At 68.9% G+C, this 23,175-nt stretch carries 35 protein-coding genes and 1 pseudogene; 1 reads left to right on the forward strand and 35 read right to left on the reverse strand.

What is annotated here, in order from left to right; all coding sequences use genetic code 11:
• Window positions 1-9: 9 nt before the first annotated feature.
• The 4 genes from tsaE to glmS are packed head-to-tail and all read right to left on the reverse strand — an operon-like array spanning window position 10 to window position 3,834.
• A complete protein-coding gene (gene tsaE, locus B7K26_RS03395; RefSeq protein ID WP_084077250.1) occupies window positions 10-507 on the reverse strand; it encodes a tRNA (adenosine(37)-N6)-threonylcarbamoyltransferase complex ATPase subunit type 1 TsaE in 498 nt (165 codons plus the stop codon).
• Window positions 504-1,613, reverse strand: coding sequence for an alanine racemase (gene alr / locus B7K26_RS03400; RefSeq protein WP_084077251.1), 1,110 nt, complete (start codon window positions 1,611-1,613; stop codon window positions 504-506). Before alr ends, tsaE begins: the two co-directional genes overlap by 4 nt.
• Window positions 1,610-1,969 (reverse strand): holo-ACP synthase, encoded by a 360-nt coding sequence (locus tag B7K26_RS03405; RefSeq protein ID WP_084077252.1) that lies wholly within the window; start codon window positions 1,967-1,969, stop codon window positions 1,610-1,612. The genes alr and B7K26_RS03405 overlap by 4 nt, the downstream gene beginning before the upstream one ends.
• Window positions 1,969-3,834, reverse strand: a complete 1,866-nt coding sequence (gene glmS / locus B7K26_RS03410; RefSeq protein WP_084077253.1) for a glutamine--fructose-6-phosphate transaminase (isomerizing) — start codon at window positions 3,832-3,834, stop codon at window positions 1,969-1,971. The genes B7K26_RS03405 and glmS overlap by 1 nt, the downstream gene beginning before the upstream one ends.
• A gap of 71 nt (window positions 3,835-3,905) precedes the next feature.
• Here glmS and coaA point away from each other — a divergent pair, with 71 nt between their 5' ends.
• Entirely contained in the window at window positions 3,906-4,880 is a 975-nt protein-coding gene (gene coaA / locus B7K26_RS03415) for a type I pantothenate kinase (protein WP_084077562.1), read from the forward strand.
• 36 nt (window positions 4,881-4,916) lie between these two features.
• Here coaA and B7K26_RS03420 read toward each other — a convergent pair whose 3' ends face one another.
• From B7K26_RS03420 to rplP, 31 genes and pseudogenes are all read right to left on the reverse strand, one after another.
• Window positions 4,917-5,768, reverse strand: coding sequence for a bifunctional 2-polyprenyl-6-hydroxyphenol methylase/3-demethylubiquinol 3-O-methyltransferase UbiG (locus B7K26_RS03420; RefSeq protein WP_084077254.1), 852 nt, complete (start codon window positions 5,766-5,768; stop codon window positions 4,917-4,919).
• Between the two features lie 44 nt (window positions 5,769-5,812).
• Complete coding sequence (locus B7K26_RS03425; RefSeq protein ID WP_159449596.1) at window positions 5,813-6,652, reverse strand: DedA family protein; 840 nt, start codon at window positions 6,650-6,652, stop codon at window positions 5,813-5,815.
• Between the two features lie 85 nt (window positions 6,653-6,737).
• Window positions 6,738-8,102: a phosphoglucosamine mutase gene (gene glmM / locus B7K26_RS03430; RefSeq protein ID WP_084077256.1), complete on the reverse strand. Its 1,365-nt coding sequence runs from the start codon at window positions 8,100-8,102 to the stop codon at window positions 6,738-6,740.
• A 12-nt stretch (window positions 8,103-8,114) separates the two neighbouring features.
• Window positions 8,115-8,594: a 30S ribosomal protein S9 gene (gene rpsI / locus B7K26_RS03435; protein ID WP_375537566.1), complete on the reverse strand. Its 480-nt coding sequence runs from the start codon at window positions 8,592-8,594 to the stop codon at window positions 8,115-8,117.
• Window positions 8,595-8,623: 29 nt separating this feature from the next.
• Complete coding sequence (gene rplM / locus B7K26_RS03440; RefSeq protein WP_084077258.1) at window positions 8,624-9,067, reverse strand: 50S ribosomal protein L13; 444 nt, start codon at window positions 9,065-9,067, stop codon at window positions 8,624-8,626.
• Between the two features lie 145 nt (window positions 9,068-9,212).
• Window positions 9,213-10,106 carry a tRNA pseudouridine(38-40) synthase TruA gene (locus tag B7K26_RS03445; protein ID WP_084077259.1) on the reverse strand — a complete coding sequence of 298 codons (894 nt, stop codon included), beginning with the start codon at window positions 10,104-10,106 and terminating at the stop codon, window positions 9,213-9,215.
• Window positions 10,107-10,167: 61 nt separating this feature from the next.
• Window positions 10,168-10,677 carry a 50S ribosomal protein L17 gene (gene rplQ / locus B7K26_RS03450; protein ID WP_084077260.1) on the reverse strand — a complete coding sequence of 170 codons (510 nt, stop codon included), beginning with the start codon at window positions 10,675-10,677 and terminating at the stop codon, window positions 10,168-10,170.
• A gap of 18 nt (window positions 10,678-10,695) precedes the next feature.
• Window positions 10,696-11,682 (reverse strand): DNA-directed RNA polymerase subunit alpha, encoded by a 987-nt coding sequence (locus B7K26_RS03455; protein ID WP_084077261.1) that lies wholly within the window; start codon window positions 11,680-11,682, stop codon window positions 10,696-10,698.
• 175 nt (window positions 11,683-11,857) lie between these two features.
• Window positions 11,858-12,247, reverse strand: a complete 390-nt coding sequence (rpsK, locus tag B7K26_RS03460; protein ID WP_061963598.1) for a 30S ribosomal protein S11 — start codon at window positions 12,245-12,247, stop codon at window positions 11,858-11,860.
• A gap of 3 nt (window positions 12,248-12,250) precedes the next feature.
• Entirely contained in the window at window positions 12,251-12,619 is a 369-nt protein-coding gene (gene rpsM / locus B7K26_RS03465) for a 30S ribosomal protein S13 (RefSeq protein WP_084077262.1), read from the reverse strand.
• 133 nt (window positions 12,620-12,752) lie between these two features.
• Window positions 12,753-12,866: a 50S ribosomal protein L36 gene (rpmJ, locus tag B7K26_RS03470; protein ID WP_062069916.1), complete on the reverse strand. Its 114-nt coding sequence runs from the start codon at window positions 12,864-12,866 to the stop codon at window positions 12,753-12,755.
• Between the two features lie 52 nt (window positions 12,867-12,918).
• On the reverse strand, window positions 12,919-13,140 hold the full coding sequence (gene infA, locus B7K26_RS03475; RefSeq protein WP_061960952.1) for a translation initiation factor IF-1: 222 nt from the start codon (window positions 13,138-13,140) through the stop codon (window positions 12,919-12,921).
• Between the two features lie 101 nt (window positions 13,141-13,241).
• Window positions 13,242-13,535, reverse strand: a complete 294-nt coding sequence (locus tag B7K26_RS03480) for a hypothetical protein (protein WP_143340437.1) — start codon at window positions 13,533-13,535, stop codon at window positions 13,242-13,244.
• 116 nt (window positions 13,536-13,651) lie between these two features.
• Window positions 13,652-14,281, reverse strand: a complete 630-nt coding sequence (locus B7K26_RS03485) for a hypothetical protein (protein WP_084077264.1) — start codon at window positions 14,279-14,281, stop codon at window positions 13,652-13,654.
• Between the two features lie 116 nt (window positions 14,282-14,397).
• A complete protein-coding gene (locus tag B7K26_RS03490; protein ID WP_159449597.1) occupies window positions 14,398-14,946 on the reverse strand; it encodes a hypothetical protein in 549 nt (182 codons plus the stop codon).
• Between the two features lie 140 nt (window positions 14,947-15,086).
• Window positions 15,087-15,893: a type I methionyl aminopeptidase gene (gene map / locus B7K26_RS03495; protein WP_084077266.1), complete on the reverse strand. Its 807-nt coding sequence runs from the start codon at window positions 15,891-15,893 to the stop codon at window positions 15,087-15,089.
• 1 nt (window position 15,894) lies between these two features.
• A complete protein-coding gene (locus B7K26_RS03500) occupies window positions 15,895-16,461 on the reverse strand; it encodes an adenylate kinase (RefSeq protein ID WP_084077267.1) in 567 nt (188 codons plus the stop codon).
• Window positions 16,461-17,759 carry a preprotein translocase subunit SecY gene (secY, locus tag B7K26_RS03505; protein ID WP_084077268.1) on the reverse strand — a complete coding sequence of 433 codons (1,299 nt, stop codon included), beginning with the start codon at window positions 17,757-17,759 and terminating at the stop codon, window positions 16,461-16,463. Before secY ends, B7K26_RS03500 begins: the two co-directional genes overlap by 1 nt.
• A gap of 82 nt (window positions 17,760-17,841) precedes the next feature.
• Entirely contained in the window at window positions 17,842-18,528 is a 687-nt protein-coding gene (gene rplO / locus B7K26_RS03510; protein WP_084077269.1) for a 50S ribosomal protein L15, read from the reverse strand.
• On the reverse strand, window positions 18,528-18,710 hold the full coding sequence (gene rpmD, locus B7K26_RS03515; protein WP_084077270.1) for a 50S ribosomal protein L30: 183 nt from the start codon (window positions 18,708-18,710) through the stop codon (window positions 18,528-18,530). Before rpmD ends, rplO begins: the two co-directional genes overlap by 1 nt.
• Window positions 18,710-19,273, reverse strand: a complete 564-nt coding sequence (gene rpsE, locus B7K26_RS03520) for a 30S ribosomal protein S5 (RefSeq protein ID WP_084077271.1) — start codon at window positions 19,271-19,273, stop codon at window positions 18,710-18,712. Before rpsE ends, rpmD begins: the two co-directional genes overlap by 1 nt.
• A 23-nt stretch (window positions 19,274-19,296) precedes the next feature.
• Window positions 19,297-19,668: a 50S ribosomal protein L18 gene (rplR, locus tag B7K26_RS03525; protein WP_084077272.1), complete on the reverse strand. Its 372-nt coding sequence runs from the start codon at window positions 19,666-19,668 to the stop codon at window positions 19,297-19,299.
• Between the two features lie 2 nt (window positions 19,669-19,670).
• A complete protein-coding gene (gene rplF, locus B7K26_RS03530) occupies window positions 19,671-20,207 on the reverse strand; it encodes a 50S ribosomal protein L6 (RefSeq protein ID WP_084077273.1) in 537 nt (178 codons plus the stop codon).
• Between the two features lie 18 nt (window positions 20,208-20,225).
• Window positions 20,226-20,624: a 30S ribosomal protein S8 gene (gene rpsH, locus B7K26_RS03535; protein WP_084077274.1), complete on the reverse strand. Its 399-nt coding sequence runs from the start codon at window positions 20,622-20,624 to the stop codon at window positions 20,226-20,228.
• A gap of 62 nt (window positions 20,625-20,686) precedes the next feature.
• Window positions 20,687-20,872 carry a type Z 30S ribosomal protein S14 gene (locus B7K26_RS03540; protein ID WP_062069937.1) on the reverse strand — a complete coding sequence of 62 codons (186 nt, stop codon included), beginning with the start codon at window positions 20,870-20,872 and terminating at the stop codon, window positions 20,687-20,689.
• Window position 20,873: 1 nt separating this feature from the next.
• Window positions 20,874-21,434: a 50S ribosomal protein L5 gene (gene rplE / locus B7K26_RS03545; RefSeq protein ID WP_084077275.1), complete on the reverse strand. Its 561-nt coding sequence runs from the start codon at window positions 21,432-21,434 to the stop codon at window positions 20,874-20,876.
• Window positions 21,431-21,772 carry a 50S ribosomal protein L24 gene (gene rplX / locus B7K26_RS03550; protein WP_084077276.1) on the reverse strand — a complete coding sequence of 114 codons (342 nt, stop codon included), beginning with the start codon at window positions 21,770-21,772 and terminating at the stop codon, window positions 21,431-21,433. Before rplX ends, rplE begins: the two co-directional genes overlap by 4 nt.
• A complete protein-coding gene (rplN, locus tag B7K26_RS03555; RefSeq protein ID WP_084077277.1) occupies window positions 21,772-22,146 on the reverse strand; it encodes a 50S ribosomal protein L14 in 375 nt (124 codons plus the stop codon). The genes rplX and rplN overlap by 1 nt, the downstream gene beginning before the upstream one ends.
• 61 nt (window positions 22,147-22,207) lie before the next feature.
• A complete protein-coding gene (gene rpsQ, locus B7K26_RS03560; RefSeq protein WP_084077278.1) occupies window positions 22,208-22,495 on the reverse strand; it encodes a 30S ribosomal protein S17 in 288 nt (95 codons plus the stop codon).
• A gap of 31 nt (window positions 22,496-22,526) precedes the next feature.
• A pseudogene (gene rpmC, locus B7K26_RS03565) lies at window positions 22,527-22,754 on the reverse strand (50S ribosomal protein L29); the annotation flags it as partial.
• On the reverse strand, window positions 22,754-23,173 hold the full coding sequence (rplP, locus tag B7K26_RS03570) for a 50S ribosomal protein L16 (protein ID WP_084077280.1): 420 nt from the start codon (window positions 23,171-23,173) through the stop codon (window positions 22,754-22,756). The pseudogene rpmC and the gene rplP, both read right to left, overlap by 1 nt.
• Between the last annotated feature and the right edge of the window lie 2 nt (window positions 23,174-23,175).

The raw sequence follows: 23,175 nt of genomic DNA on the forward strand, positions 1-23,175 counted from the left end.
GCGTCCAGCCTAGTTCGCGGCGAGCGCGACGTCCGACCAGCGCGGGCCGTGACCCACCACGCGCACCTCGCGCACGCCCACGTCGGGGTTCGCGAGGTCCACGTCTCCCCCACGCTCGCGCGTGAGGGTGAGGTGCAGGCGGTCCTCGGCGAGCTGCTCGGCCTTGTCCTCGCCCCACTCGACCACCGTGATGGAGTCCTCGAGCGTCGAGTCGAGGTCGAGGTCGTCGAGCTCGGCGAGCGATCCCAGGCGATAGGCGTCGACGTGGATGAGGCCGGGCCCGCCCACCTCGGACGGGTGGGTGCGGGCGATGATGAACGTGGGGCTCGCGACGGGGCCGCGCACGCCGATGGCGTCGCCAAGCCCCTGCGTGAACGTGGTCTTGCCAGCGCCGAGGTCGCCGCTCAGGATGAGCAGGTCGCCCGGGCGCAGCAGCGGCGCGATCTGCTCCGACGCGAAGGCCCGCATGGCCTCGGCATCGGGGACGGTGACGGTGGCGTCGATCATGCGCTCTCCTTGGGTCGCAGCCCGCCGAAGCGGCACACGACCTCGTAGTTGATGGTGTCGGCGGCCTCTGCCCAGTCGGTGGCGGTCGGGCCATCGGGGCCGATGAGGGTGGCGACGTCTCCCTCGCGTACCTCGGTGGCGGGCCCGAGGTCGACGACGAACTGGTCCATGCAGACCCTGCCGGCGATCGTGTAGCGGCGCCCGCGGATCTCCACCTCGGCGCGGTTACCCGCGGCGCGGAACACTCCGTCCGCGTAGCCCGCGCTGATGAGCCCGAGGGTGGTCGGGAACGGCGTCACGTACTGGTGGGCGTAGCTCACTCCCTGCCCGGCGGGCACGTCCTTGACGAGCACCACCGTCGACCGCACCGCCATGGCGGGACGCAGGCCAAAGGCGGCGCCGGCGGGGTCCTCGATGGGCGGCAACCCGTACAGGGCGATGCCGGGGCGGACCAGGTCGAAGTGAAGCTCGGGGCGGGTGAGAGTGCAGGCGGAGTTCGCGAGGTGGCGCACCTCGAGCTCGATGCCGCGCTCGCCGATGAGCATGAGCGCGCTGCGGAAGGTGTCCGCCTGGAGGTCGATGGTCTCGTGGCCGGGCTGATCCGCCCAGGCGAGGTGCGACCATGCGCCCACCAGGCGCACCAGCCCCTCGGCCTGCGCGGCGATCGCGAGGTCAAGCAGCCCGGGGAGGTCGTGAAGGGTGACGCCCTCGCGCCCCAGCCCCGTGTCGACAGCGAGGTGGATGCGGGCGGGACGGGTGAGGTCGCGCGCGGCGGCGATCACTGCCCCCAGCACCTCGGGAGAGGACACCGACATGTCGACGTCGGCGGCGATGAGCGCGCGCGCCGGCACCTCGGTGCCGAACAGCCACGTGAAGATCCGGCCGGTGTCGCCTCCGGCGCGCAGCGCGAGAGCCTCGCCCGGCTGAGCGACTCCGAGCCAGGCGGCTCCGCCCGCGCGGGCCGCCGCGGCGGCCGGCAGCAGGCCGTGCCCGTAGGCATCGGCCTTCACCACGGCCATCACCGCGGCGCCCTCGGCCATGCCGCGCAGGACCTCGACGTTGTGGGTGATCGCGTCGTAGTCGATGCTGACCTCTAGCGCGCTCATCGGTCTCCTTCCGCGACGACGACGGCCGACGCGATCCCCGCGTCGTGCGACAGCGACAGGTGAAGGTGGGTGATCCCCAGCTCCTCGGCACGGGCCGCCACGGTGCCGCGCATCGTCATGACGGGACGCCCCGACTCCTCGCGCAGCACCTCGGCATCGTGCCAGTGCAGGCCCGCAGGTGCCCCCAGGGCCTTCGCGAGCGCCTCCTTCGCGGCCCAGCGCGCCGCGAGCGAATGCGTACCGAGCGTGCGCTCCCCCGGGGTGAACACGCGCTCGACGAACGAGGGCGAGCGCTCGAGGGTGGCCTCGAATCGCGCGATCTCGACGACGTCGATGCCGAGCCCCAGGACCGCCATCACTCGACCGTGACGGACTTTGCGAGGTTGCGCGGCTGGTCCACGTCGTAGCCCTTGGCGGCCGCGAGCTCGTGGGCGAAGATCTGCAGCGGGATCACCGACAGCAGCGGCGTCATGAGCACGGGGGCGCTCGGGACGAAGAACACGTGAGCCGCATGGTCGGCGGCGACGGTGTCGCCCTCCTCGGCGATCACCAGCGTGCGCGCGCCGCGCGCCCTGACCTCCTGGACGTTCGACAGCACCTTGGAGTGCAGCGACTCGCGCCCCCGCGGGCTGGGGACCACCACGAACACCGGCTGGTCCTGCTCCACGAGCGCGATGGGCCCGTGCTTGAGCTCCCCCGCCGCGAAGCCCTCGGCGTGGATGTAGGCCAACTCCTTGAGCTTGAGCGCTCCCTCGAGGGCCACGGGGAAGCCCACGTGGCGGCCGAGGAAGAGCACCGTGCGCTCGTCGGCCATGGAACGCGCTACCTCGCGGATGGGTGCCGACGTGTCGAGGACCCGCTGAATCTTCGCGGGGATCGCGTCGAGCTCGGCGAGCAGCGCGTCGATCTCGTCGGGGAACTTGTTACCGCGCAGCTCCGCCAGGTAGATGCCCAGCAGGTAGCCGGCGGTGATCTGCGCGAGGAACGCCTTGGTGGAGGCCACAGCGATCTCGGGGCCGGCGCGCGTGTAGAGCACGGCATCGGCCTCGCGGGCGATGGTGGAACCCTGGGCGTTGACGATGCCGATGACGGTCGCGCCCTGCTGCTGCGCGTGACGCACGGCCATGATCGTGTCCATCGTCTCGCCCGACTGGCTCACGGCCACCACGAGCGTCTTCACGGACACGATGGGGTCGCGGTAGCGGAACTCGTGCGACAGCTCGACCTCGACGGGGATGCGCGTCCAGTGCTCGATCGCGTAGCGCGCCACCTGGCCCGCATACGAGGCGGTGCCGCACGCGATGATGATGATCTTGTCGATCGACTTGAGGATGTACTCGTCGACCATCCCCTCGTCCAGCTTGAGGCGACCGCGATCGTCGAGCCTGCCGCGCAGCGTGTCGGCCACGGCGGCGGGCTGGTCGTAAATCTCCTTCTCCATGAAGGTGGCGAAGCCGCCCTTCTCCGCCGCTGACGCGTCCCAGTCGACGTGGTACGGCTCGCGCTCCACCACCTCGCCGCGCGCGTCAGTCACCACCACCTCGTCGGGCGTGATGACCACGACCTCGTCCTGGCCCAGCTCGAGCGCGGTGCGGGTGTGCTCGATGAACGCGACCACGTCGGAGCCGAGGAAGTTCTCACCCTCGCCCAGGCCCACCACGAGCGGCGAGTTGCGGCGTGCGCCGACCACGACGTCGGGCTCGCGCGCGTCGACGGCGAGGAGGGTGAACGCGCCCTCGAGGCGGCGCGCGGCGGCGCGCATGGCGTCGGGGAGGCTGAGGCCGGCGTCGACGAGCGATCCGAGCAGGTGGCCGGCGACCTCCGTGTCGGTGTCGGAGATGAAGTCGATGCCCTGCGCAGCGAGCTCGGCACGCAGCTCGCCGTGGTTCTCGATGATGCCGTTGTGGATGATCGCGATGCGTCCACCGAGCGCCAGGTGCGGGTGCGCGTTGGCGTCGGTGGGGGCGCCGTGCGTCGCCCAGCGCGTGTGACCGATCGCGGCCGATGCCGCGGGCAGCGGGGTCTCGGCGATCGCCTTGGCGAGCCGCTCGAGCTTTCCGGCCTTCTTGGCCGTCGCGACCCGTTCGCGGTCCTCGGCCACCAGCGCGATTCCCGCGGAGTCGTAGCCCCGGTACTCGAGGCGGGCAAGGCCACCCATGACGACACCCTGCGCGCGGTCCCCCGCCGCGCCGGCGCCCACATATCCGACGATTCCGCACATGGGCACGAGTGTACGGCGGCGGCGCCCGCGTACCGGCCCTGCCAGGCACCGCGCGCCGCGTGGGCGCGCCGATGCGGAACAATGGAGGCGTGAGTCCTGTCCCCCCGGCGACCATCGACGGCCCGTTCACCGCCTTCACGCGTGACCAGTGGGCCGCGCTCGCCGACGCCACGCCCCTGCCCCTCACCCACGAGGACATCCGCCGTGTCCGCGGCCTCGGGGACCCGATCGACCTCACCGAGGTGGACCGCATCTACCGGCCGCTGTCGCGCCTGCTCGACCTCTACTCGGAGGCGGTGGGCGGCCTGCACTCCGCCACGAGCGCCTTCCTTGGCGAGTCAGCGCGGCGCACGCCCTACGTGATTGGCATCGCGGGCTCCGTCGCCGTCGGCAAGTCGACGACAGCGCGAGTGCTGCGCGAGCTCATGGCGCGGTGGCCGCATTCCCCGCGCGTCGAGCTCATCACCACCGACGGCTTCCTCCACCCCAACGCGGTGCTCGCGGAGCGCGGCATCCTTCAACGTAAGGGCTTCCCCGAGTCGTACGACCGCCGCGCGCTGCGCCAGTTCATCGCCGACGTGAAGTCGGGCGTCGACGAGGTCAGCGCCCCCGTCTACTCGCACATCACCTACGACATCGTCCCCGGCGAGCGCGCCGTGGTGCGCCAGCCGGACATCCTCATCGTCGAGGGCCTCAACGTCCTACAGCCCGCGAGCCCTCGCGACCTCGACGAGACGGCCCTCGCCGTCTCCGACTACTTCGACGTGTCGATCTACGTGGACGCCGAGCCCACGGACGTGCGGCGCTGGTACATCGACCGCTTCCTGGCCCTGCGCTCGACGGCGTTCTCGCGGCCCGACTCGTACTTCCTTAAGTACGCCGACCTGTCCGACGCGGAGGCCGTCGAGACGGCGGGCCACATCTGGGACTCGATCAACGCGCCCAACCTCGCGCGCAACATCGCCCCCACCCGGTCGCGGGCGACGATCATCCTGTCGAAGGGCGCCGATCACCAGATCGAGTCCGTCCACATGCGCAAGCTGTAGGCGGCCGATGCCGCGGCACGGCGGCGTACCCGGGGCTCAGGCGGGGCGGCGCGCCACGACGGTGAACGTGGTGGGGATCCGTTCGCGAAGCGGCGCCGGATAGGCGAAGTCCCCGTCGGGAAGCTCCTCCATCACGGGACTGAAGCGCCAGGGAAGGGTGTCGCCCTCGTCGAAGGCGTCGATGACGAGCCCCGCGGCGAGCAGAGCGGTGATGATTTCCGTGAGGGAGTGCGGGTACTCGAGGGTGCGGGGGCTGGAGACGACGCCGTCGCCCACGTAGGTCGACTCCTCGACCCATTCGATTGGCTCGCCGTTGGGGAAGTACCGGTAGCCGGTCACGAGACCCTCGGCGGTCTCGTCGAGGGCGTACAGGGCGGGGTGCCCGTCCCGGATGTAGAACAGCGCGCCGGGCCGCAGCAGCGAGTACGCCTGTGCGGCCCAGCGGTCCAGGTCGGCGAGCCACGTGATGGTGCCGATCGACGTGTAGACCAGGTCGAAGTCGCCCTCAACCGCGGCGCGGGCGTCGAGCACGTCCGTGTGGACCCAGGTCGCGGCGAGCCCCAGTGCGTCGGCGAGGTCCGCGGCCGCCGCGAGGGCGGAAGGCGAGAAGTCGACGCCCGTCACGCGAGCGCCCGCGCGTGCGAGCGACAGCGTGTCCGTGCCGATGTGGCACTGAAGGTGGCAGACGTCGAGCCCGGCCACGCCATCGGCAAGGAACGGCGCGAGCGCCGCGAGGTCGGTGCGCACCACCTGGCTGAGGTGGGAGGGATCGTCCCTCATGGCGTCCAGTCCGTACGCCGCCACGTGCAGAGGGACCCGAGCCTCCCAGTTCGCGAGGTTGACGGCCCGGGCCTCGTCCCAGCCGATGCCGGCCTGTGAGTCGCTCATCAGGCGACGCTAGCCCGCCCAGGGGAGCCGCGCACCCTCAGCGCCTAAGTGTCGTCGTGGACGTCGTCGTCGTGCGGCTCGCCCTCGCGGCGCCGGCGCGTGGTCGGGATCTGACCGGTGCGCGCCTCGCGCCGCTCGGCGCGGTGCTCCCTGCGCTCGTCGCGGTGACGCGCGAGCTCCTCCTGCTTGGCCCGCTGCTCGGGGGTGAGCGACTCCTCGATGTCGCTGGCGAGGTCGGGAAGGTCGGGCTGGGACAGGCCGAACCAGCCGAGCACCCTGTCCACCAGGAAGCCCAGCAGGACGCCGGCGATCACGCCGACGACGATCGACAGCAGCAGGTTGTCCTCGGGGAAGATTGCGCCGGCGATGGTGCCCAGGGCGATGCTCCACAGCGCCCAGATGGTGACGGCGACGGCGTCGACTCCCATGAAGCGCCGGTGCGGGAAGCGCAGCGCCCCCGCCATGAGGTTCACGACCACGCGGCCCATGGGGATGAAGCGGGCGGCGATGATGAACGTGGTGCCGCGCTTCTCGAGCTGGTTCTCCGCCCAGTTCAGCGCGTTGAGCCAGCGCCCGCGCGTGAAGATGCGCCAGCGCCTCACGTCGGCCTTGGCGCCGATCAGGTAGGCGGCCTGGTCGCCCAGCCAGGCTCCGGCGGCGGCGCACACGAAGATGAGGACAAGGATGGGCGAGCCCGTCTGCTGCGACGCCGTGGCGGTCGCGATCACCACCGACTCGCTCGGGACCACGGGGAAGACGCCGTCGATGAGGGACAGCAGCAGCACACCGGGGTAGATCCACAGCGACTCGGTGAGGGCGAGGATGAATTCCTCGAGCACCGAGGAAAAGTGCAGGATCCAGTCGCTGAAGGAGTGGTCGTTCACGCGGACAGTCTTCCAGCCGCGGCGCGCCGCCGCGATCGGGGCATCCCCTGAGAGGGGATCCGCCCAGGGATGATCTGGGCCGCGCTCAGCTGAGCGCCAGGCGCTCGGAGACGACGGCCGCGAGGGCGTCGGCGTGGCGCTGGGCGTCCGAGGCGGTGGAGGCCTCCACCATCACGCGCACCAGCGGCTCGGTTCCCGAGGGGCGCAGCAGCACGCGGCCGGTCTTGCCCAGCTCGCGCCTGGCGGCCGAGACGGCCTGCTGCACGCCGGTGTCGGTGTGCACGCGGCTGCGGTCCACACCGGCGACGTTGATGAGAATCTGCGGGAGCGTCTCGATGGCGGCGCACTGGTCGCGCAACGGCCCCGCCTCGCGCACGCGGGCGCCGATGAGGAGCGACGTGAGGACGCCATCACCGGTGGTCGCGTAGTCGGCCACGATGACGTGCCCCGACTGCTCACCGCCGAGGCTGTACCCGCCCTCGCGCATCGCCTCGAGCACGTAGCGGTCGCCCACGGCCGACTCGATGATGGTGATGCCGGCGGCGTCCATCGCGCGGTGGAGGCCAAGGTTGCTCATCACGGTCGCCACGAGCGTGTCGTGGTAGAGGCTCCCCGCGTCCTTCATGGCGACGGCGAGCAGGCCCATGATCTGGTCGCCGTTGACGATCGTGCCGGTGTGGTCGACGGCGAGGCAGCGGTCAGCGTCGCCGTCGTAGGCGATGCCGAAGTCGGCGCCCTCGGCCACCACGCGGTCCTGGAGCGCACCCATGTGCGTCGAACCCGCCTGGTCGTTGATGTTGAGCCCGTCGGGGGCATCGTGCATCGCAATGACGGTGGCGCCTGCCGCGGCGAGGGCGCGGGGGCCCACCGTGGAAGCGGCGCCGTACGCGGTGTCGACAACAACCGTGAGGCCGGTCAGCGGCTCCTCAGCACCCGCGAAGGAGCGCACGGAGGCGACGGCGTGGTCGACGTAGTCGCCGGCAAGGTGGGAGGCGTCGGAGATGGTCCCGACGGCGGCGCCGGTGGGGCGCTGCCACGGTGAGCGCAGACCCTCCTCGATGAGGTCCTCGACGGTGTCGTCGAGCTTGTGGCCGCCGCGGGCGAAGAACTTGATGCCGTTGTCCGGCATGGGGTTGTGCGAGGCGGAGATCACGACGCCGAGGTCCGCCTCGACTGCGTCGGTCAGGAACGCGACGCCGGGGGTGGGCACCACTCCCACGTCAAGCACGTCGACGCCCGCAGACGCGAGCCCGGCGGCGACGGCGTGCGACAGGAACTGCCCCGAGACGCGAGTATCGCGTCCCAGGACAGCCTTGGGCCGGTGCCCAGAGAATTCGCCGCGCTCGGCGAGGACACGGGCCGCAGACACGGCGAGGTCCACGGCCAGCTCAGCCGTGACAACACGGTTAGCCAGGCCGCGGACCCCGTCCGTGCCAAAGAGTCGCGACATGCGCTCTTCTGTTTAGCGCTTCGAGTACTGCGGCGCGCGGCGGGCCTTCTTGAGACCGGCCTTCTTGCGCTCGACGACGCGGGCGTCGCGGGTGAGGAAGCCGGCCTTCTTCAGGGTGGGCCGGTTGGTCTCCTCGTCGATCTCGTTGAGGGCGCGGGAGACGCCCAGGCGCAGCGCGCCGGCCTGACCCGAGGGGCCACCGCCGGTGATGCGGGCGTGGACGTCAAATTTGCCCTCGATGTCGAGCAGCGCGAACGGGGAGTTCACGAGCTGCTGGTGCACCTTGTTGGGGAAGTAGTCCTCGAGGGTGCGGCCGTTGATCTTCCACTGGCCGGAGCCGGGGACCAGGCGCACGCGGGCGATGGCCTCCTTGCGACGGCCGAGGCCAGCGCCGGGGGCGATGGCCGAGGCACCCTTGCCGCGCTCGGGCGACGACTCGGAGGTGTACTCGGTGGGGGTGTCGTTCTCGACGGTGTCAGTCACGTCTGCCACTTCAATCAGTCCTTGTGTCCGTACGCGCTTTACTGCGCGACCTGGGTGATCTCGAACGCCTGCGGCTGCTGCGCGGCGTGGGGGTGCTCAGAGCCGGCGTAGACCTTGAGCTTGGACAGCTGGGCTCGGCCGAGCTTGGTGCGGGGAAGCATGCCCTTGACGGCGTTCTCGATGACGCGCTGGGGGTTCTTCTCGAGCAGCTCGCCGATCGGAACGGCCTTGAGGCCGCCCGGGTGGCCGGAGTGGCGGTAGACCATCTTGTCGGTCAGCTTGGAGCCCGACAGGGAGATCTTGTCCGCGTTGATGACGATGACGAAGTCGCCGCCGTCGACGTGGGGCGCGAAGGTCGCCTTGTGCTTGCCGCGGAGCAGCGAAGCGGCCTGAGAGGCCAGACGACCGAGAACCACGTCAGTAGCGTCGATGACGTACCAGTTCTTGGTGACGTCACCCGGCTTGGGAGAATACGTACGCACTGTGAAGCCTTCTTACTCGTGAACGGTGGGCGGTGCGAATGCACCGCTGAAGTTTCGGTCGGCGGGTCCTGCGGAGGCGAGTGGGAGGCACTTCCAGCCGGAACGCACAACGACAGATGATTCTACCGGCGTGGTGCCTTGACGGTCAAACCGAATCCATCGGCGCTCGTCGCGCCCTGGTGAGGGTGGCCCGCGCGGCCAGATCCGCGTCGGCCGGATAGGACACCTGTTCGAGCGTGAGGCCGTGCGCGGGCGCGACAGCGACGCCCTGGGCGCGCTCCGTGAGCGAGGCCGCGGCGGCGAGCCAGTCGAGGCCCCGCCGTCCCTGCCCCACGGGCAGGACGGCCCCCACGAGGGACCGCACCATCGAGTGGCAGAAGGCGTCGGCGCGGACCGTCGCGACCACGAGGCCAGCATCGGGGCCGTCCGCCACGCGCTCCCACGAGAACTCCACGAGGTCACGAATAGTCGTGGCGCCCTCCCGTGCTTTGCAGAAGGCGGCGAAGTCCCTCAGCCCCGTGAGGGTGGCCGATGCCCCGTTGAGTGCGTCAACGTCGAGGGCGCCGTCGTGCCACAGCACGTGACGGCGCGTCAGCGGGTCGAGGCCGTCGCGGCGGTCACACACGCGGTAGGCGTAGCGCCGCTGGGTCGCCGAGAAGCGCGCGTCGAAGCCCTCGGGGGCCTCGCCGGCGTCGAGGATCACGATGTCGTCCGGCGTGGTGCCCTGCAGCCGGTCGCGAAGGCCCTCCCCCGGCGTCCTGTCTGAGCGCCCCGGCATGCGCTCCCACGCCACCCGCGGAATCTCCACGTGGGCCACCTGATGGCGCGCGTGCACCCCGGCGTCGGTGCGGCCGGCGACGGTCAGCCGATGCGCTCCAGGCGCCCCGGTGGCCGGGTCACGGACGATGCGCCCGAGCGCCTCCTCCATGGAGCCCTGCACGGTACGCAGCCCCGGCTGCGCGGCCCACCCGGCAAAGTCGGTGCCGTCATACGAGAAAACGAGACGGGCCCGCACGACCTGGCTGGAAAGCTCGGTCATGCGGGCCCGTCTCGTCGTCGGCGTCACGCGTGGGGCGAGCCCCACGCATCGGCCGTCTGAATTACTTGTCGTCGCCCTCGGCGGCAGCCTCGGTCTCGACGGTCTCGGTGGCCTCGGCCTCAGCGGCGGGCTCCTCGACCTTCTCGGCCTTCTTGGGGGCGGCCTTCTTGGTGGCCTTCTCGGCCTCCTTGGCGACAGCCTTCTTGGCGGGCGCGCCGAACTCGACGAGCTCGATCACGGCCATGGGGGCGTTGTCACCCTTGCGGTTGCCGATCTTGGTGATGCGGGTGTAGCCGCCCTCGCGCTCGGCGAAGCCGGGGCCGATCTCGGTGAACAGGGTGTGCACGACGCCCTTGTCCGAGAGGATCCCGAGGACCCTGCGGCGCGAGGCGAGGTCGCCACGCTTCGCGAAGGTCACGAGGCGCTCGGCGTAGGGGCGCAGGCGCTTGGCCTTGGTGACGGTGGTGGTGATGCGACCGTGCTCGAAGAGGCTCTGCGCGAGGTTCGCCAGCATGTGACGCTCGTGCGCGGGGCCACCGCCGAGGCGGGCTCCCTTGGTGGGGGTAGGCATAGTTCTTCGTTCTCCTAGTTACTCTTCGCTGCCCGAGAAGTACACGCCCTGGGACGCGCCGTACTCGACGCCGCCGTCCTTGAGCGAGAAGCCCAGCTCCGCGAGCTTCTCCTTGACCTCGGTGATCGACTTCTGCCCGAAGTTGCGGATATCCATCAGGTCCGCCTCCGAGCGGGCGGTCAGCTCGCCCACGGTGTGGATGCCCTCGCGCTTGAGGCAGTTGTACGAGCGCTGCGTGAGGTTCAGCTCCTCGATGGGCTGGTTGTAGTCCTCCTCGAGCGACTCGTCGGTGTCCGACGGGCCGATCTCGATGCCCTCGGCGGCCTCGTTGAGGCCACGGGCGAGCGAGAAGAGCTCGACCAGCGTCGAACCGGCCGACGCGAGCGCGTCACGGGCCGAGATCGAGTTCTTGGTCTCGACGTCGATGATCAGCTCGTCGAAGTCGGTGCGCTGGGCCACACGGGTGGCCTGCACCTTGTAGGTGACCTTGAGCACCGGCGAGTAGATCGAGTCGACGGGGATCTGACCGATCTCCGCGTCGTAGCTCTTGTTCATCGAGGCGGGCACGTAGCCGCGGCCACGCTCGACGGTCAGCTCGACCTCGAAGCGCGCCTTGGCGTTGAGCGTCGCGATGTGCAGGTCCGGGTTGTGGATCTCCACACCGGCCGGCGGCGCGATGTCGGCGGCGGTGACGGCACCGGCACCCGACTTGCGCAGGTACATCACGACGGGCTCGTCGTGCTCCGAGGAGACGACCAGGTTCTTGAGGTTCAGCAGGATCTCGGTGACATCCTCCTTGACGCCCTCGATGGTCGAGAACTCGTGGAGAACACCCTCGAAACGCACCGACGTCACGGCCGCGCCCGGGATGGACGACAGCAGCGTGCGGCGCAGCGAGTTGCCGAGCGTGTAGCCGAAGCCAGGCTCGAGCGGCTTGAGGGAGAACTGCGAACGGTTGTCCGAGATGACCGTCTCGGTCAAAGTGGGACGCTGTGCGATCAGCACTGTTCATTTCCTTTCCGAGCACCCGCTATTTGATGCTCGCAAGTCCTCACGGATCGGTCCGCGAGGGTGGAGGTTCTTCAGTTGAAAGGATCCCGCCTACGGCCGATGCGTGAGCATCGGCCGCCGGCGGGGAGGCGGGGTCGCGGTGTCCGTCAGGAGACGCGGCCCCCGTTCGCTAGTTGCGGCGGCGCTTGGGCGGGCGGCAGCCGTTGTGCGCCTGCGGGGTGACGTCCTTGATGGAGGTCACCTCGAGGCCGGCGGCCGTGAGCGAGCGGATCGCGGTGTCGCGACCGGAGCCCGGGCCCTTGACGAAGACGTCGACCTTGCTCATGCCGGCGTCCTGCGCACGGCGAGCGGCGGCCTCGGCGGCCATCTGCGCGGCGTAGGGGGTCGACTTACGCGAACCCTTGAAGCCCACCTGACCGGAGGACGACCACGACACCACGGCGCCCGAGGGGTCCGTGATGGAGATGATCGTGTTGTTGAACGTCGACTTGATGTGCGCCTGACCGTGCGCGACGGTCTTCTTGATCTTCTTGCGCGGCTTACGAGTGGGAGCGGCCATGGGTTACTTCTTCTTTCCGGCGACGGTCTTCTTGCGGCCCTTGCGGGTACGCGCATTGGTCTTGGTGCGCTGTCCACGGACAGGCATGCCACGACGGTGGCGCAGACCCTGGTAGTTACCGATCTCCACCTTGCGGCGGATGTCGGCCTGCACCTCGCGGCGCAGGTCACCCTCGACGGTGAAGTTGGCCTCGATGTAGTCACGGAGGGCGACGAGCTGCTCGTCGCTCGCGTCCTTGACGCGCAGGTCCTCGCTGATGCCAGTGGCGGCGAGGATCTGCTGTGCGCGGGTACGGCCGACGCCGTAGATGTACGTGAGTGCGATCACCATGCGCTTCTCGCGCGGGATGTCGACACCGACAATGCGTGCCATATGTCTTGCTTCTACTCCTCAGTAGTCGGAGGTCTGACGCTCGTACGTCCCGCGTGGTTTCTGGTGCGGGCCCCGGCCTCCGAGCCGGGGGATTGCCCTAGGGCTGTGCGAGCGTGGTCTATAGGGGTGTGTCTTAGCCCTGACGCTGCTTGTGGCGCAGGTTTTCGCAGATGACCATGACACGGCCATTGCGACGAATGACCTTGCACTTGTCGCAGATGGGCTTGACGCTGGGCTTAACCTTCATGATTCCTTCATTCGCCTCGGGACGCCCAGACGCGGACGCTCCGGGACGACGATCACTTGTAGCGGTAGACGATGCGGCCGCGGGACAGGTCATACGGGCTCAACTCGACGACCACACGGTCCTCAGGGAGGATCCTGATGTAGTGCTGTCGCATCTTGCCCGAGATGTGCGCGAGGACGAGGTGCCCGTTGGTCAGTTCCACTCGGAACGACGCATTGGGCAGCGCCTCGACCACGGTGCCTTCGACCTCGATGACTCCGTCTTTCTTGGCCATGGACTCCACTCACGTTGGTTGACTGGTGTGAGGGCGCGCTAAAACGCCCGACGATCTACTATACGCGAGTGTCGCGCTTGACTCAAGCGCGGGGCGTCAACTCAGCGGTAGCCGTTGCGCAGCCGCTGCACGGCGGCCTCGGCAATCGCGTCGTCGCGATGGTCCGAGAGCCTGCGCACCACCGAGGACGGGGTGCGGGGATTCGACAGCAGCGCCGTGAGGACGTGCGGGGAAGAATCGTATCCCAGGGAGATGAGCGCGCCCGCCGGAGTGTCGGCGCGGGCCGCGATCCTTGCCCTCACCTGGGGGTCGCGGTGCACCGCGAGGCGCAGGAGCTCCTCGGGGGCGAGGTCCGTCGCGTCAGCCGCGGTGACCCCCTCCGCACTGGTGCGCATCGGCGACATGTTCACGCCCACGTTCCTCCTCGATCCGTGACTGGTGAGGCAATGCTAGCCGCGTGGGCCCCCTGCGTCCGTGCGGCGTGACGAGGTCGACACGTGTCGCGGCCGTGTCACGCGGGGCGGCGTCGCCCCACCGAGGGCCTCGGCGCGAGCGTGCGCGGGGCGTGGCGCCGCTCCGGGCCCTGCTCCCCCGGCATCACGGCGGGCACGGCGGCAGCGGCGTGCAGGGCCGGCGCGGCGCCACCGCCACGGGCGAACGGCGCGTCGGCGGAGACTGTGGTTCCCTCGACGATGGCGGCGGCACGCTCGGCGAGCATCCGGCGCGCGATGTGCCGCACCTCCTCGCGTCGATGCCCCTCCAGTCCCTTCACGATGTCCAGCGGCGTGTGCTCGTTGCGTGCCACGGCCTTCAGCACGTGGGGGTCCCTGTCCCCCGCCAGGTGCTCGAGCACCGTGCGGCCCGCGCGCGGATGGCTCGCGACGGCGATCCGCACCAGCGGACGCGTGTCGTGAGCGAGCGCTGCCAACACGCCGAACGGGCAGTCGAGGCGGCGTGCCACCGCCTCGCGCACTGCCACATCCCGATGCTTCGACAGCTCGGCGACGCGCGCGCGAGGAAGGTCGGCCCCGCTTGCCAGGTGGAGCTCGGGAGACTCCTCTCGCCGCCCGGACCCGAAGGCGAGGCCCGAACTCGCCATGTAGGCGCGCGACCACGATCCGTCGTCACCCCGCGTGCTCATCGCGCCTCCTCAGCCTGTGGTGACCCGAAGATACGGAGTCCAGGTGTCGGGAAGGTGGCCGCGCGGGCCGTGTCCGATGAACCTCTGGTGACGGGAGGTCTGGGGCGTGACGAGCGTCACGCCCCCGGGATGCGGAAGCCTCGGATGGGCGCGGTGCGGGTGGGGCGCGCGGGAAGCTCCGCTGCAGGCTCCGGTTCGGGTGCGGGGAAGCCGATGACCACGTGGTCCTGGATCTCGGGGACGGCGGCGAGGGTCACGGGCGGCGGCGCCGGCGCCTCAGGAGCCTCGTTGAGGCGGGCCGCGGCGGCGTGCCTGACCTCCGCGCGGCGGTGAAAGGCGAGGCGCTCCACGAGGGCCGGGCTCAGCGAGGGGTTGGACAGCAGTGCCTCGAGCACGGTGACCTGCTTGTCTCCCAGCAGGTGCTCCATGATGGGGGGCGTCGCGGTGGGGTTCGCGCCGATCGCCGCCCGCACCTCGGTGGCGCGATCATGCGCCAGGGTGACAAGAAGCCCCAGGGGAAGATCGGGACGCGCCGCCACGGCCGCTCTCACGAGCACATTCTTGCTGCCGGCGAGGACCGCTACCTGCGTGCGGTGCAGGCCGGGCTGGCCTGCCTCCTCCACCTCGGCGCTCGCGCCCGGTGCGTAATTGAACCCTCGTGCCACGATCCCCTCCGCATGAGCGGCCCACGCGGGGTGCGCTTGCGCTCGGGGATCACGCTAAGAGGGAGCCGTTGCCCCCGCATGGCCCGGGTGTGAAGCCTGCGTTTCGCCGCGTCGGATGTGTCACACGGCGTGCGGGGACCCTACGGCGCGACCGGCGTGACGCCGAGGCCCGTGAGCACCTCGCGGCCGCCGTCGGACGCGGTGAGCACCCAGATGCCGTCGTCGTGCACGGCGATGGAGTGCTCCCAGTGCGCGCCGCGCGAGCCGTCGGCCGAGACGATGGTCCAGTCGTCCTCGAGGACGCGCGAGTCGCCCGTGCCGAGCACGAGCATCGGCTCGATGGCGAGGCACATGCCCGCCTTGACCCGGGGGTGGCGGCCACGCGTGCGGTAGTTCATCACGTCGGGAGCCTGGTGCATCGCTGTGCCGATGCCGTGGCCCACGTATCCCTCGAGCGGGTACAGGCCCGCAGCATCGGCCACGTCCTCGATCGCGGCGGACACGTCGTCGAGACGCTGCGCCGTGGCGAGCGCGGCGATGCCCGCCCACATCGAGCGGCGGGTGGCGTCGACAAGGCGCTTGTCCCGATCCGACAACTCGCCGATGCCGAAGGTGACGGCCGAGTCGCCGTGCCAGCCCTCGACGATCGCGCCGCAGTCGACGGAGACGACGTCTCCCTCGCGCAGCACGCGGTCGCCAGGGATGCCGTGCACGATCTCCTCGTTGACCGACACGCAACTGACCGCGGGGAAGCCGTGGTAGCCGAGGAAGTTCGAGGTGGCGCCCGCGGACTCGATCACCTCACGAGCGGCGGCGTCGACGTCACGCGTGGTGACGCCGGGGGCCGCCGCGGCACGGGCGGCCGCGAGGGCGCGCTCGACGATGACGCCGGCTCGCGCCATGACCCGCATCTGCTCGCGGGTCTTGTACTCGATGCCGCGTGCCACGCTAGCGGGACTCGACGGCGCCGACGATGCGGTCGGTCACCTCGGACACCTCGCCCAGCCCATCCACCTGAACGAGCAGGCCGCGGCCCTCGTAGAAGGCGGTCAGCGGCGCGGTCTGCGTCGCGTACACCTCGAGGCGCTTGCGGATGACCGGCTCGGTGTCGTCGGCGCGGCCCTCGATCTCGGCGCGCTTGAGCAGACGCTCGGTGACGGCGTCGGCATCGGCCGTGATCTCGATCGCCACGTCGAGCGTGACACCGAGGTCGCCGAGCATGCCGTCGAGCTCGACGGCCTGCTCGGGGTTGCGGGGGTAGCCGTCGAGCAGGAAGCCGTCCTTGACGTCGTCCTGAGCGAGGCGGTCACGCACCATGGCGTTGGTGATCTCGTCCGGCACCAGCGCGCCGGCCGACATGTACTCCTGCGCCTTGCGGCCCAGGGCGGTCTCGCCCTTGACGTTCGCGCGGAAAATGTCGCCGGTGGAGATCGCCGGCACGCCGTAGCGCTCGGCGAGGAGGGCGGCCTGGGTGCCCTTGCCCGCTCCGGGAGGGCCGAGGAGGACGGTACGCATTATCGGAGGAACCCTTCGTAGCTGTGCTGCTCAAGCTGGGACTGGATCCGCTTCACCGTGTCGAGGCCGACGCCGACGAGGATCAGGATCGACGACCCGCCGAAGGGGATCGACGTGCCGAGCCCGAGCGCGACGAACGCGATGGTCGGCACCAGGGCCACGACCGCGAGGTAAAGCGAGCCCGCCGCGGTGATACGCGACAGCACATAGGACAGGAAGTCGGCGGTCGGCTGCCCCGGGCGGATACCGGGGATGAAGCCGCCGTACTTCTTCATGTTGTCCGCGACATCGTTCGGGTTGAACGTGATGGCGGTGTAGAAGTACGCGAAGAAGATGATCAGGATCACGTACAGCGCGATGTTGAGCGGTGCGCCGGGATCGGCGACGTGGTTCTGCAGCCACACCACCCAGTCGGCCGGGTTATTGCCCGAGAACTGGACGATGACGGTGGGCAGCGTCAGCAGCGACGACGCGAAGATGACGGGGATGATGCCCGCCATGTTGATCTTCATCGGGATGTAGGTGGACGAGCCACCCAGGGTGCGACGGCCCACGACGCGCTTGGCGTACTGGACCGGGATGCGGCGCTGGGACTGCTCGACGAAGACGACGGCCGCGATGATCACGAGGACCAGGAGCGCCACCAGGATGGTGTTGCGCACGCCATCCGACGAGTTCCAGATGGTCGACGCGGCGCCCGGGAAGGACGCGGCGATCGACGTGAAGATGAGGAGCGACATGCCGTTGCCGACGCCGCGCTCGGTGATGCGCTCTCCGAGCCACATGATGAGGACGGTTCCCGTCGTCATCGTGAGGATCATGATCGCGATCACGTACCACGAGTCATTCGGGATGATCGGGTAGGAGCAGCCGGGGAAGAACACGTCGTTGCGCGCGAGCGTCACGTAGGACGCGGACTGCAGCGCGGCGAAGCCGAGCGTGATGTAGCGCGTGTACTGGGTGAGCTTCGCCTGGCCCTCTGGGCCCTCCTTGTAGAGGGTCTCGAAGCGAGGGATGAGCACACGCAGCAGCTGCACCATGATCGACGCCGTGATGTACGGCATGATGCCGAGCGCGAAGATCGATAGCTGCAGCAGCGCGCCACCGGAGAACATGTTGAGAATCTGGAACGCGCTATTGGACGAGGCGGTGCTCGCGCACAGCTCGACGTTCTCGAAGCTGACTCCCGGCGTCGGGATGGCCACGCCCATGCGGTAAACCGCGATGATGCCCAGCGTCAACAGGAGCTTCTTGCGCAGATCCGGGGTACGGAACGCGTTGGCGAAGCCTCTCAGCATTGATCCTCCACTAGTGGGTTCCGGCAGGGTGCCGGAGAAAAGCATAGGGCGGGCCGCACCGTGGTGCGGCCCGCCCTAGACTCTAGCCCTCGTTGACCGAGCCGCCTGCGGCCTCGATCTTGGACTTCGCGGACTGCGAAACCTTGTCCGCGTCCACGACCGTCACCTTGACCGAGATCTCGCCCTCGCCCAGCACCTTGACGGGCTGGTTGCGACGGACGGCGCCCTTGGCGACGAGGTCGGCCTTGGTGATCTCTCCACCCTGGGGGAAGAGCTCGCCGATCTGGCCGACGTTGACGACCTGGAAGACGACCTTGTTGCGGTTCTTGAAGCCGGGAAGCTTCGGGATGCGCATGTGGATCGGCGTCTGGCCGCCCTCGAAGCGCTCCGGAACCTGGTAACGAGCACCGGTGCCCTTGGTACCGCGACCGGCGGTCTTACCCTTGGACGCCTCACCACGACCCACGCGGGTCTTCCTGGTGTGCGCACCCTCGGCGGGGCGCAGGTGGTGCATCTTCAGGGTCGTGACCTTGGCGGCGGGCTCGGCGTCGGCCTTCTTCGCGGCCGCCTTCTTGGCGGTCGCCTTCACGGCCGGCTTGTCCTCGGCAGCAGCCTTGGAAGCGGTCGCCTTCGAAGCGGCAGGCTTCTTGGCAGCCGGCTTCTTCTCGGCGGCAGCCTTCGAAGCGGCAGGCTTCTTAGCAGCCGGCTTCTTGGCGGCGGGCTTCTTCTCCGCAGCAGCCTCGGCGGGAGCGTTCTTCTCCTCAGCCATCACTCAACCTCCTCGACCGTCACCAGGTGGGCGACAGCCTTGACCATCCCGCGGATCTCGGGACGGTCCTCCTTGACGACGATGTCGCCGATGCGCTTCAGGCCGAGCGACCGAACGGTCTCACGGTGCTGAGGCTTCACGCCGATCGTCGACTTCTTCTGCTGAACCTTGAGGCGTGCCATCACTTCACTCCCGCTGCCTGCGCACGGAGCATCGCGGCCGGGGCCACGTCCTCGACGGCCTTGCCGCGACGCGCGGCCACCGCCTCGGGCTGCTCGAGCGACTTCAGGGCCGCGACGGTCGCGTGCACGATGTTGATCGCGTTCGACGAACCGAGCGACTTGGACAGGATGTCGTGGACGCCGGCGCACTCCAGCACGGCGCGCACGGGACCACCCGCGATGACACCGGTACCGGGGGACGCGGGACGCAGGAACACGACACCCGCTGCGGCCTCACCCTGCACGGCGTGCGGGATGGTGCCCTGAATGCGGGGGACGCGGAAGAAGTTGCGCTTGGCCTCTTCGACACCCTTGGAAATCGCCGCGGGCACCTCCTTGGCCTTGCCGTAACCCACGCCGACGTTACCCTCGCCGTCACCGACGATCACGAGAGCGGTGAAGCTGAAGCGACGACCACCCTTCACAACCTTGGAGACGCGGTTGATCGTGACGACACGCTCGATGAACTTGTTGTCAGGCTCGTTGCCGCGACGGTTGTCGCGACGGTTGCTGTTGTCAGCCATACGAATACCTCCTCGGCCGGGCCCTACAGGGCCAGGCCGCCCTCTCGTGCGCCGTCCGCGACCGCGGCCACGCGACCGTGGTACTTGTTGCCTCCGCGGTCGAACACCACGGTGTCGATGCCGGCAGCCTTCGCACGCTCGGCGACGAGCTGCCCGACCTTCGAGGCCTTGGCAGTCTTGTCGCCCTCGAGCGCGCGGACGTCGGCCTCGAGGGTCGACGCCGAGACGAGGGTCTTGCCGATCGTGTCGTCCACGACCTGCGCCACCATGTGACGCGAGGAGCGGGTGACGACCAGACGGGGACGAGCAGTCGTGCCCGAGATCTTCTTGCGCAGGCGGAAGTGGCGGCGCTTGCGCTGAACCTGCTTCCCCTTGCCCTTGATAGTGATAGCCATGGCTACTTACCCGTCTTTCCAGCCTTGCGGCGAACCTGCTCGCCGGCGTAACGCACACCCTTGCCCTTGTACGGCTCGGGCTTGCGAATCTTGCGGATGTTGGCGGCGACCTCGCCGACCTGCTGCTTGTCGATGCCCGCGACCGAGAACTTGGTCGGGCCCTCGACGGTGAACGTGATGCCAGCCGGGGGCGCGATCACGACGGGGTGCGAGAAGCCGAGCGCGAACTCGAGGTCCGAGCCCTTGAGCGCGACGCGGTAACCCGTGCCGACAATCTCGAGCTTCTTCTCGTACCCGTTGGTGACGCCCTCGACCATGTTGGCGATCAGCGTGCGGGTCAGGCCGTGCAGGGACTTCGAGATGCGCTCGTCGTCCGGGCGCTTAACCTCGACGCCCTCGTCACCGTGCGAGACGGTGATGGGAGCGGCAACGGTGTGCGACAGCGAGCCCTTGGGGCCCTTGACGGTCACAACCGCGCCATCGATGGTGATGTCCACTCCGGCGGGAACCGGAACGGGGTACTTGCCAATACGCGACATAGTGCTCTTCCTTTCCGGTTACCAGACGAACGCGACGACCTCGCCGCCGACGCCCTTCTTCTCGGCCTCGCGGTCGGTCAGCAGACCGGAGGAGGTGGACAGAATCACGACGCCAAGTCCGCCGAGAACCTTGGGCAGGTTCGTCGACTTCGCGTACACACGCAGGCCCGGCTTGGACACGCGGCGCACGCCGGCGAGCGAACGCTCGCGGTTGGGGCCGTACTTCAGGGTCAGGGTGAGGGTCTTGCCCACCTCGGCGTCGGCGGTCTCCGAGCCGGTGATGTAGCCCTCCTGCTCCAGGATCGTGGCAATGTTCGCCTTGAGCTTGGAGTGCGGCATGGACACGGTCTCGTGGTACGCCGCGTTCGCGTTACGCAGACGCGTCAGCATGTCTGCGATGGGGTCAGTCATCGTCATGAGTGTTGAACTCTTCCTCGCCGTGGTTTCCGCTACTCAAGCGGACCTGTGGCGTAGTGGTTTTACCAGCTGCTCTTGGTGATGCCGGGAAGCTCACCAGCGTGCGCCATCTCACGGAAGCACACGCGGCAGAGGCCGAACTTGCGGTACACCGAGTGCGGGCGACCGCACTTCTGGCACCGGGTGTAGGCGCGGACGGCGAACTTCTGCTTGCCGGCGGCCTTGTTCTTCAGGGCAGTCTTCGCCATGTCACTTCTCCTTGAACGGGAAGCCCAGCTGCTTCAGCAGCGAGCGGCCCTCGGCGTCGGTCGTCGCGGAGGTCACCACGGTGATGTCCATGCCGCGGACGCGGTCGATCTTGTCCTGATCGATCTCGTGGAACATCGACTGCTCCGTGAGGCCGAACGTGTAGTTGCCGTTGCCGTCGAACTGCTTGGGGCTGAGCCCACGGAAGTCGCGGATACGAGGCAGCGCGATCGAGATCAGGCGGTCGAGGAACTCCCACATGCGGTCGCCGCGCAGCGTGACGTGCGCGCCGATCGGCTGACCCTCGCGCAGCTTGAACTGCGCGATGGACTTGCGGGCCGCGGTCACGGTCGGCTTCTGGCCGGTGATCGCGGTGAGGTCGGCAATCGCGCCCTCAATGAGCTTCGAGTCCTTGGCGGCGTCACCCACACCCATGTTGACGACCACCTTGGTGAGGCCGGCAACCTGGTTGATGTTCTCGTGACCGAACTCCTCGCGGAGCGCCGCAAGGATCTCGGAGCGGTACTTCTCCTTGAGACGCGGCTGGGTCGTGGCGGTGGTCATTCGACGTCCTTACCCGAGCGCTTGGCCACGCGCACACGCTTGGTGCGGGTGCGGCCGTCCTGCTCGACCTCCTCCGTGCGGTAGCCCACACGGGTGCCCTTCTTGGTCTCCGGGTCAACGAGCATCACGTTCGAGACGTGCATCGCAGCCTCGGTCGTGATGATGCCACCGGCCTGCTGGTCGCGGCGGGTGCCCGGCTTGATGTGCTTCGTGACGCGGTTGATGCCCTCGACGACCACGCGGTCGGTCTCGGGGTTCACCGACAGCACGCGGCCCTGCTGGCCACGGTCACGTCCCGAAATGACGACAACGAGGTCGCCCTTCTTGATCTTCGCCATCAGATGACCTCCGGTGCCAGCGAGATGATCTTCATGAACTTCTTGTCACGCAGCTCGCGGCCCACGGGGCCGAAGATGCGCGTGCCGCGGGGCTCGCCCGAGTCGGCGTTCTTGAGGATCACTGCAGCGTTCTCGTCGAACTTGATGTACGAGCCGTCCGGGCGGCGACGCTCCTTGGCGGTGCGCACGACCACGGCCTTGACGACATCGCCCTTCTTGACGTTGCCGCCGGGGATGGCGTCCTTGACGGTGGCGACAATGGTGTCACCGATGCCGGCGTAGCGGCGCTTCGAGCCACCGAGCACGCGGATGACAAGGATCTCCTTGGCACCGGTGTTGTCGGCGACGCGGAGCCGCGACTCCTGCTGAATCATGTGTGTCTCCTGTCGTCTGGTTCTCGACGGGTCTCACCCGCCGAGCCTGGTCGAACGTTAGTTACTTGGCCTTCTCGACGATTTCGACCAGACGCCACCGCTTGGATGCGGACAGCGGGCGGGTCTCCATCACGACGACGAGGTCGCCGATGCCGGCGGTGTTCAGCTCGTCGTGAGCCTTGATCTTGCTGTTGCGACGGATGACCTTGCCGTAGAGGGGGTGCTTGACGCGGTCCTCAACCTCAACGGTGATGGTCTTGTCCATCTTGTCGCTGACGACGTAGCCACGACGCGTCTTGCGGTACGCGCGGTGCTCGGCGGTCGCCGTGCTGTGCTTCTTGGTTGCCATGACTCCTCGAACTTCCTTACTCGGCCGACGCCGACGGAGCGGTGCGGATACCGAGCTCGCGCTCGCGCAGGATCGTGTAGATACGAGCGATGTCGCGCTTGACGGCCTTGAGGCGACCGTGGTTCTCCAGCTGGCCGGTGGCCGACTGGAAGCGGAGGTTGAACAGCTCCTCCTTGGCCTTGCGGAGCTCCTCCACGAGGCGCTCGTCCTCCATGGCGTCGAGCTCGGCGGGCATCAGGTTCTTGGTACCGATGGCCATCAGATGTCACCACCCTCACGGGTCACAAAACGGGTCTTCATGGGCAGCTTGTGCTGCGCGCGGCGCAGGGCCTCGCGGGCGAGGTCCTCGGGAACGCCGGCGAGCTCGAACATCACGCGTCCGGGCTTCACGTTGGAGACCCACCACTCGGGCGAACCCTTACCGGAACCCATGCGGACCTCGGCGGGCTTCTTGGTCAGCGGGCGGTCGGGGTAGATGTTGATCCACACCTTTCCACCACGCTTGATGTGACGCGTCATGGCGATACGAGCCGCCTCGATCTGGCGGTTCGTGACATACGCGGGCTCGAGAGCCTGGATGCCGTAGTCGCCGAACGTCACCTGGGTACCGCCGGTCGACATACCCGAACGCTTCGGGTGGTGCTGCTTGCGGTACTTCACACGACGGGGAATAAGCATGA

It is taken from the genome of Demequina sp. NBRC 110057 (assembly GCF_002090175.1).
Lineage (GTDB): Bacteria > Actinomycetota > Actinomycetes > Actinomycetales > Demequinaceae > Demequina.

Bases quoted from the DNA above. Each gene is read 5' to 3' on its own strand.
- tsaE (WP_084077250.1), bottom strand. From the start codon at position 507: ATGATCGACGCCACCGTCACCGTCCCCGATGCCGAGGCCATGCGGGCC.
- alr (WP_084077251.1), bottom strand. From the start codon at position 1,613: ATGAGCGCGCTAGAGGTCAGCATCGACTACGACGCGATCACCCACAAC.
- B7K26_RS03405 (WP_084077252.1), bottom strand. From the start codon at position 1,969: ATGGCGGTCCTGGGGCTCGGCATCGACGTCGTCGAGATCGCGCGATTC.
- glmS (WP_084077253.1), bottom strand. From the start codon at position 3,834: ATGTGCGGAATCGTCGGATATGTGGGCGCCGGCGCGGCGGGGGACCGC.
- coaA (WP_084077562.1), top strand. From the start codon at position 3,906: ATGCGGAACAATGGAGGCGTGAGTCCTGTCCCCCCGGCGACCATCGAC.
- B7K26_RS03420 (WP_084077254.1), bottom strand. From the start codon at position 5,768: ATGAGCGACTCACAGGCCGGCATCGGCTGGGACGAGGCCCGGGCCGTC.
- glmM (WP_084077256.1), bottom strand. From the start codon at position 8,102: ATGTCGCGACTCTTTGGCACGGACGGGGTCCGCGGCCTGGCTAACCGT.
- B7K26_RS03445 (WP_084077259.1), bottom strand. From the start codon at position 10,106: ATGACCGAGCTTTCCAGCCAGGTCGTGCGGGCCCGTCTCGTTTTCTCG.
- rplQ (WP_084077260.1), bottom strand. From the start codon at position 10,677: ATGCCTACCCCCACCAAGGGAGCCCGCCTCGGCGGTGGCCCCGCGCAC.
- rpsK (WP_061963598.1), bottom strand. From the start codon at position 12,247: ATGGCCGCTCCCACTCGTAAGCCGCGCAAGAAGATCAAGAAGACCGTC.
- rpsM (WP_084077262.1), bottom strand. From the start codon at position 12,619: ATGGCACGCATTGTCGGTGTCGACATCCCGCGCGAGAAGCGCATGGTG.
- rpmJ (WP_062069916.1), bottom strand. From the start codon at position 12,866: ATGAAGGTTAAGCCCAGCGTCAAGCCCATCTGCGACAAGTGCAAGGTC.
- infA (WP_061960952.1), bottom strand. From the start codon at position 13,140: ATGGCCAAGAAAGACGGAGTCATCGAGGTCGAAGGCACCGTGGTCGAG.
- B7K26_RS03480 (WP_143340437.1), bottom strand. From the start codon at position 13,535: ATGCGCACCAGTGCGGAGGGGGTCACCGCGGCTGACGCGACGGACCTC.
- B7K26_RS03485 (WP_084077264.1), bottom strand. From the start codon at position 14,281: ATGAGCACGCGGGGTGACGACGGATCGTGGTCGCGCGCCTACATGGCG.
- B7K26_RS03500 (WP_084077267.1), bottom strand. From the start codon at position 16,461: ATGCGTACCGTCCTCCTCGGCCCTCCCGGAGCGGGCAAGGGCACCCAG.
- secY (WP_084077268.1), bottom strand. From the start codon at position 17,759: ATGCTGAGAGGCTTCGCCAACGCGTTCCGTACCCCGGATCTGCGCAAG.
- rplO (WP_084077269.1), bottom strand. From the start codon at position 18,528: ATGGCTGAGGAGAAGAACGCTCCCGCCGAGGCTGCTGCGGAGAAGAAG.
- rpmD (WP_084077270.1), bottom strand. From the start codon at position 18,710: ATGGCACGCCTCAAGGTTCAGCAGAAGAAGTCGACGATCGGCGTGAAG.
- rpsE (WP_084077271.1), bottom strand. From the start codon at position 19,273: ATGGCTGACAACAGCAACCGTCGCGACAACCGTCGCGGCAACGAGCCT.
- rplR (WP_084077272.1), bottom strand. From the start codon at position 19,668: ATGGCTATCACTATCAAGGGCAAGGGGAAGCAGGTTCAGCGCAAGCGC.
- rplF (WP_084077273.1), bottom strand. From the start codon at position 20,207: ATGTCGCGTATTGGCAAGTACCCCGTTCCGGTTCCCGCCGGAGTGGAC.
- rpsH (WP_084077274.1), bottom strand. From the start codon at position 20,624: ATGACGATGACTGACCCCATCGCAGACATGCTGACGCGTCTGCGTAAC.
- B7K26_RS03540 (WP_062069937.1), bottom strand. From the start codon at position 20,872: ATGGCGAAGACTGCCCTGAAGAACAAGGCCGCCGGCAAGCAGAAGTTC.
- rplE (WP_084077275.1), bottom strand. From the start codon at position 21,434: ATGACCACCGCCACGACCCAGCCGCGTCTCAAGGAGAAGTACCGCTCC.
- rplX (WP_084077276.1), bottom strand. From the start codon at position 21,772: ATGGCGAAGATCAAGAAGGGCGACCTCGTTGTCGTCATTTCGGGACGT.
- rplN (WP_084077277.1), bottom strand. From the start codon at position 22,146: ATGATTCAGCAGGAGTCGCGGCTCCGCGTCGCCGACAACACCGGTGCC.
- rpsQ (WP_084077278.1), bottom strand. From the start codon at position 22,495: ATGGCAACCAAGAAGCACAGCACGGCGACCGCCGAGCACCGCGCGTAC.
- rplP (WP_084077280.1), bottom strand. From the start codon at position 23,173: ATGCTTATTCCCCGTCGTGTGAAGTACCGCAAGCAGCACCACCCGAAG.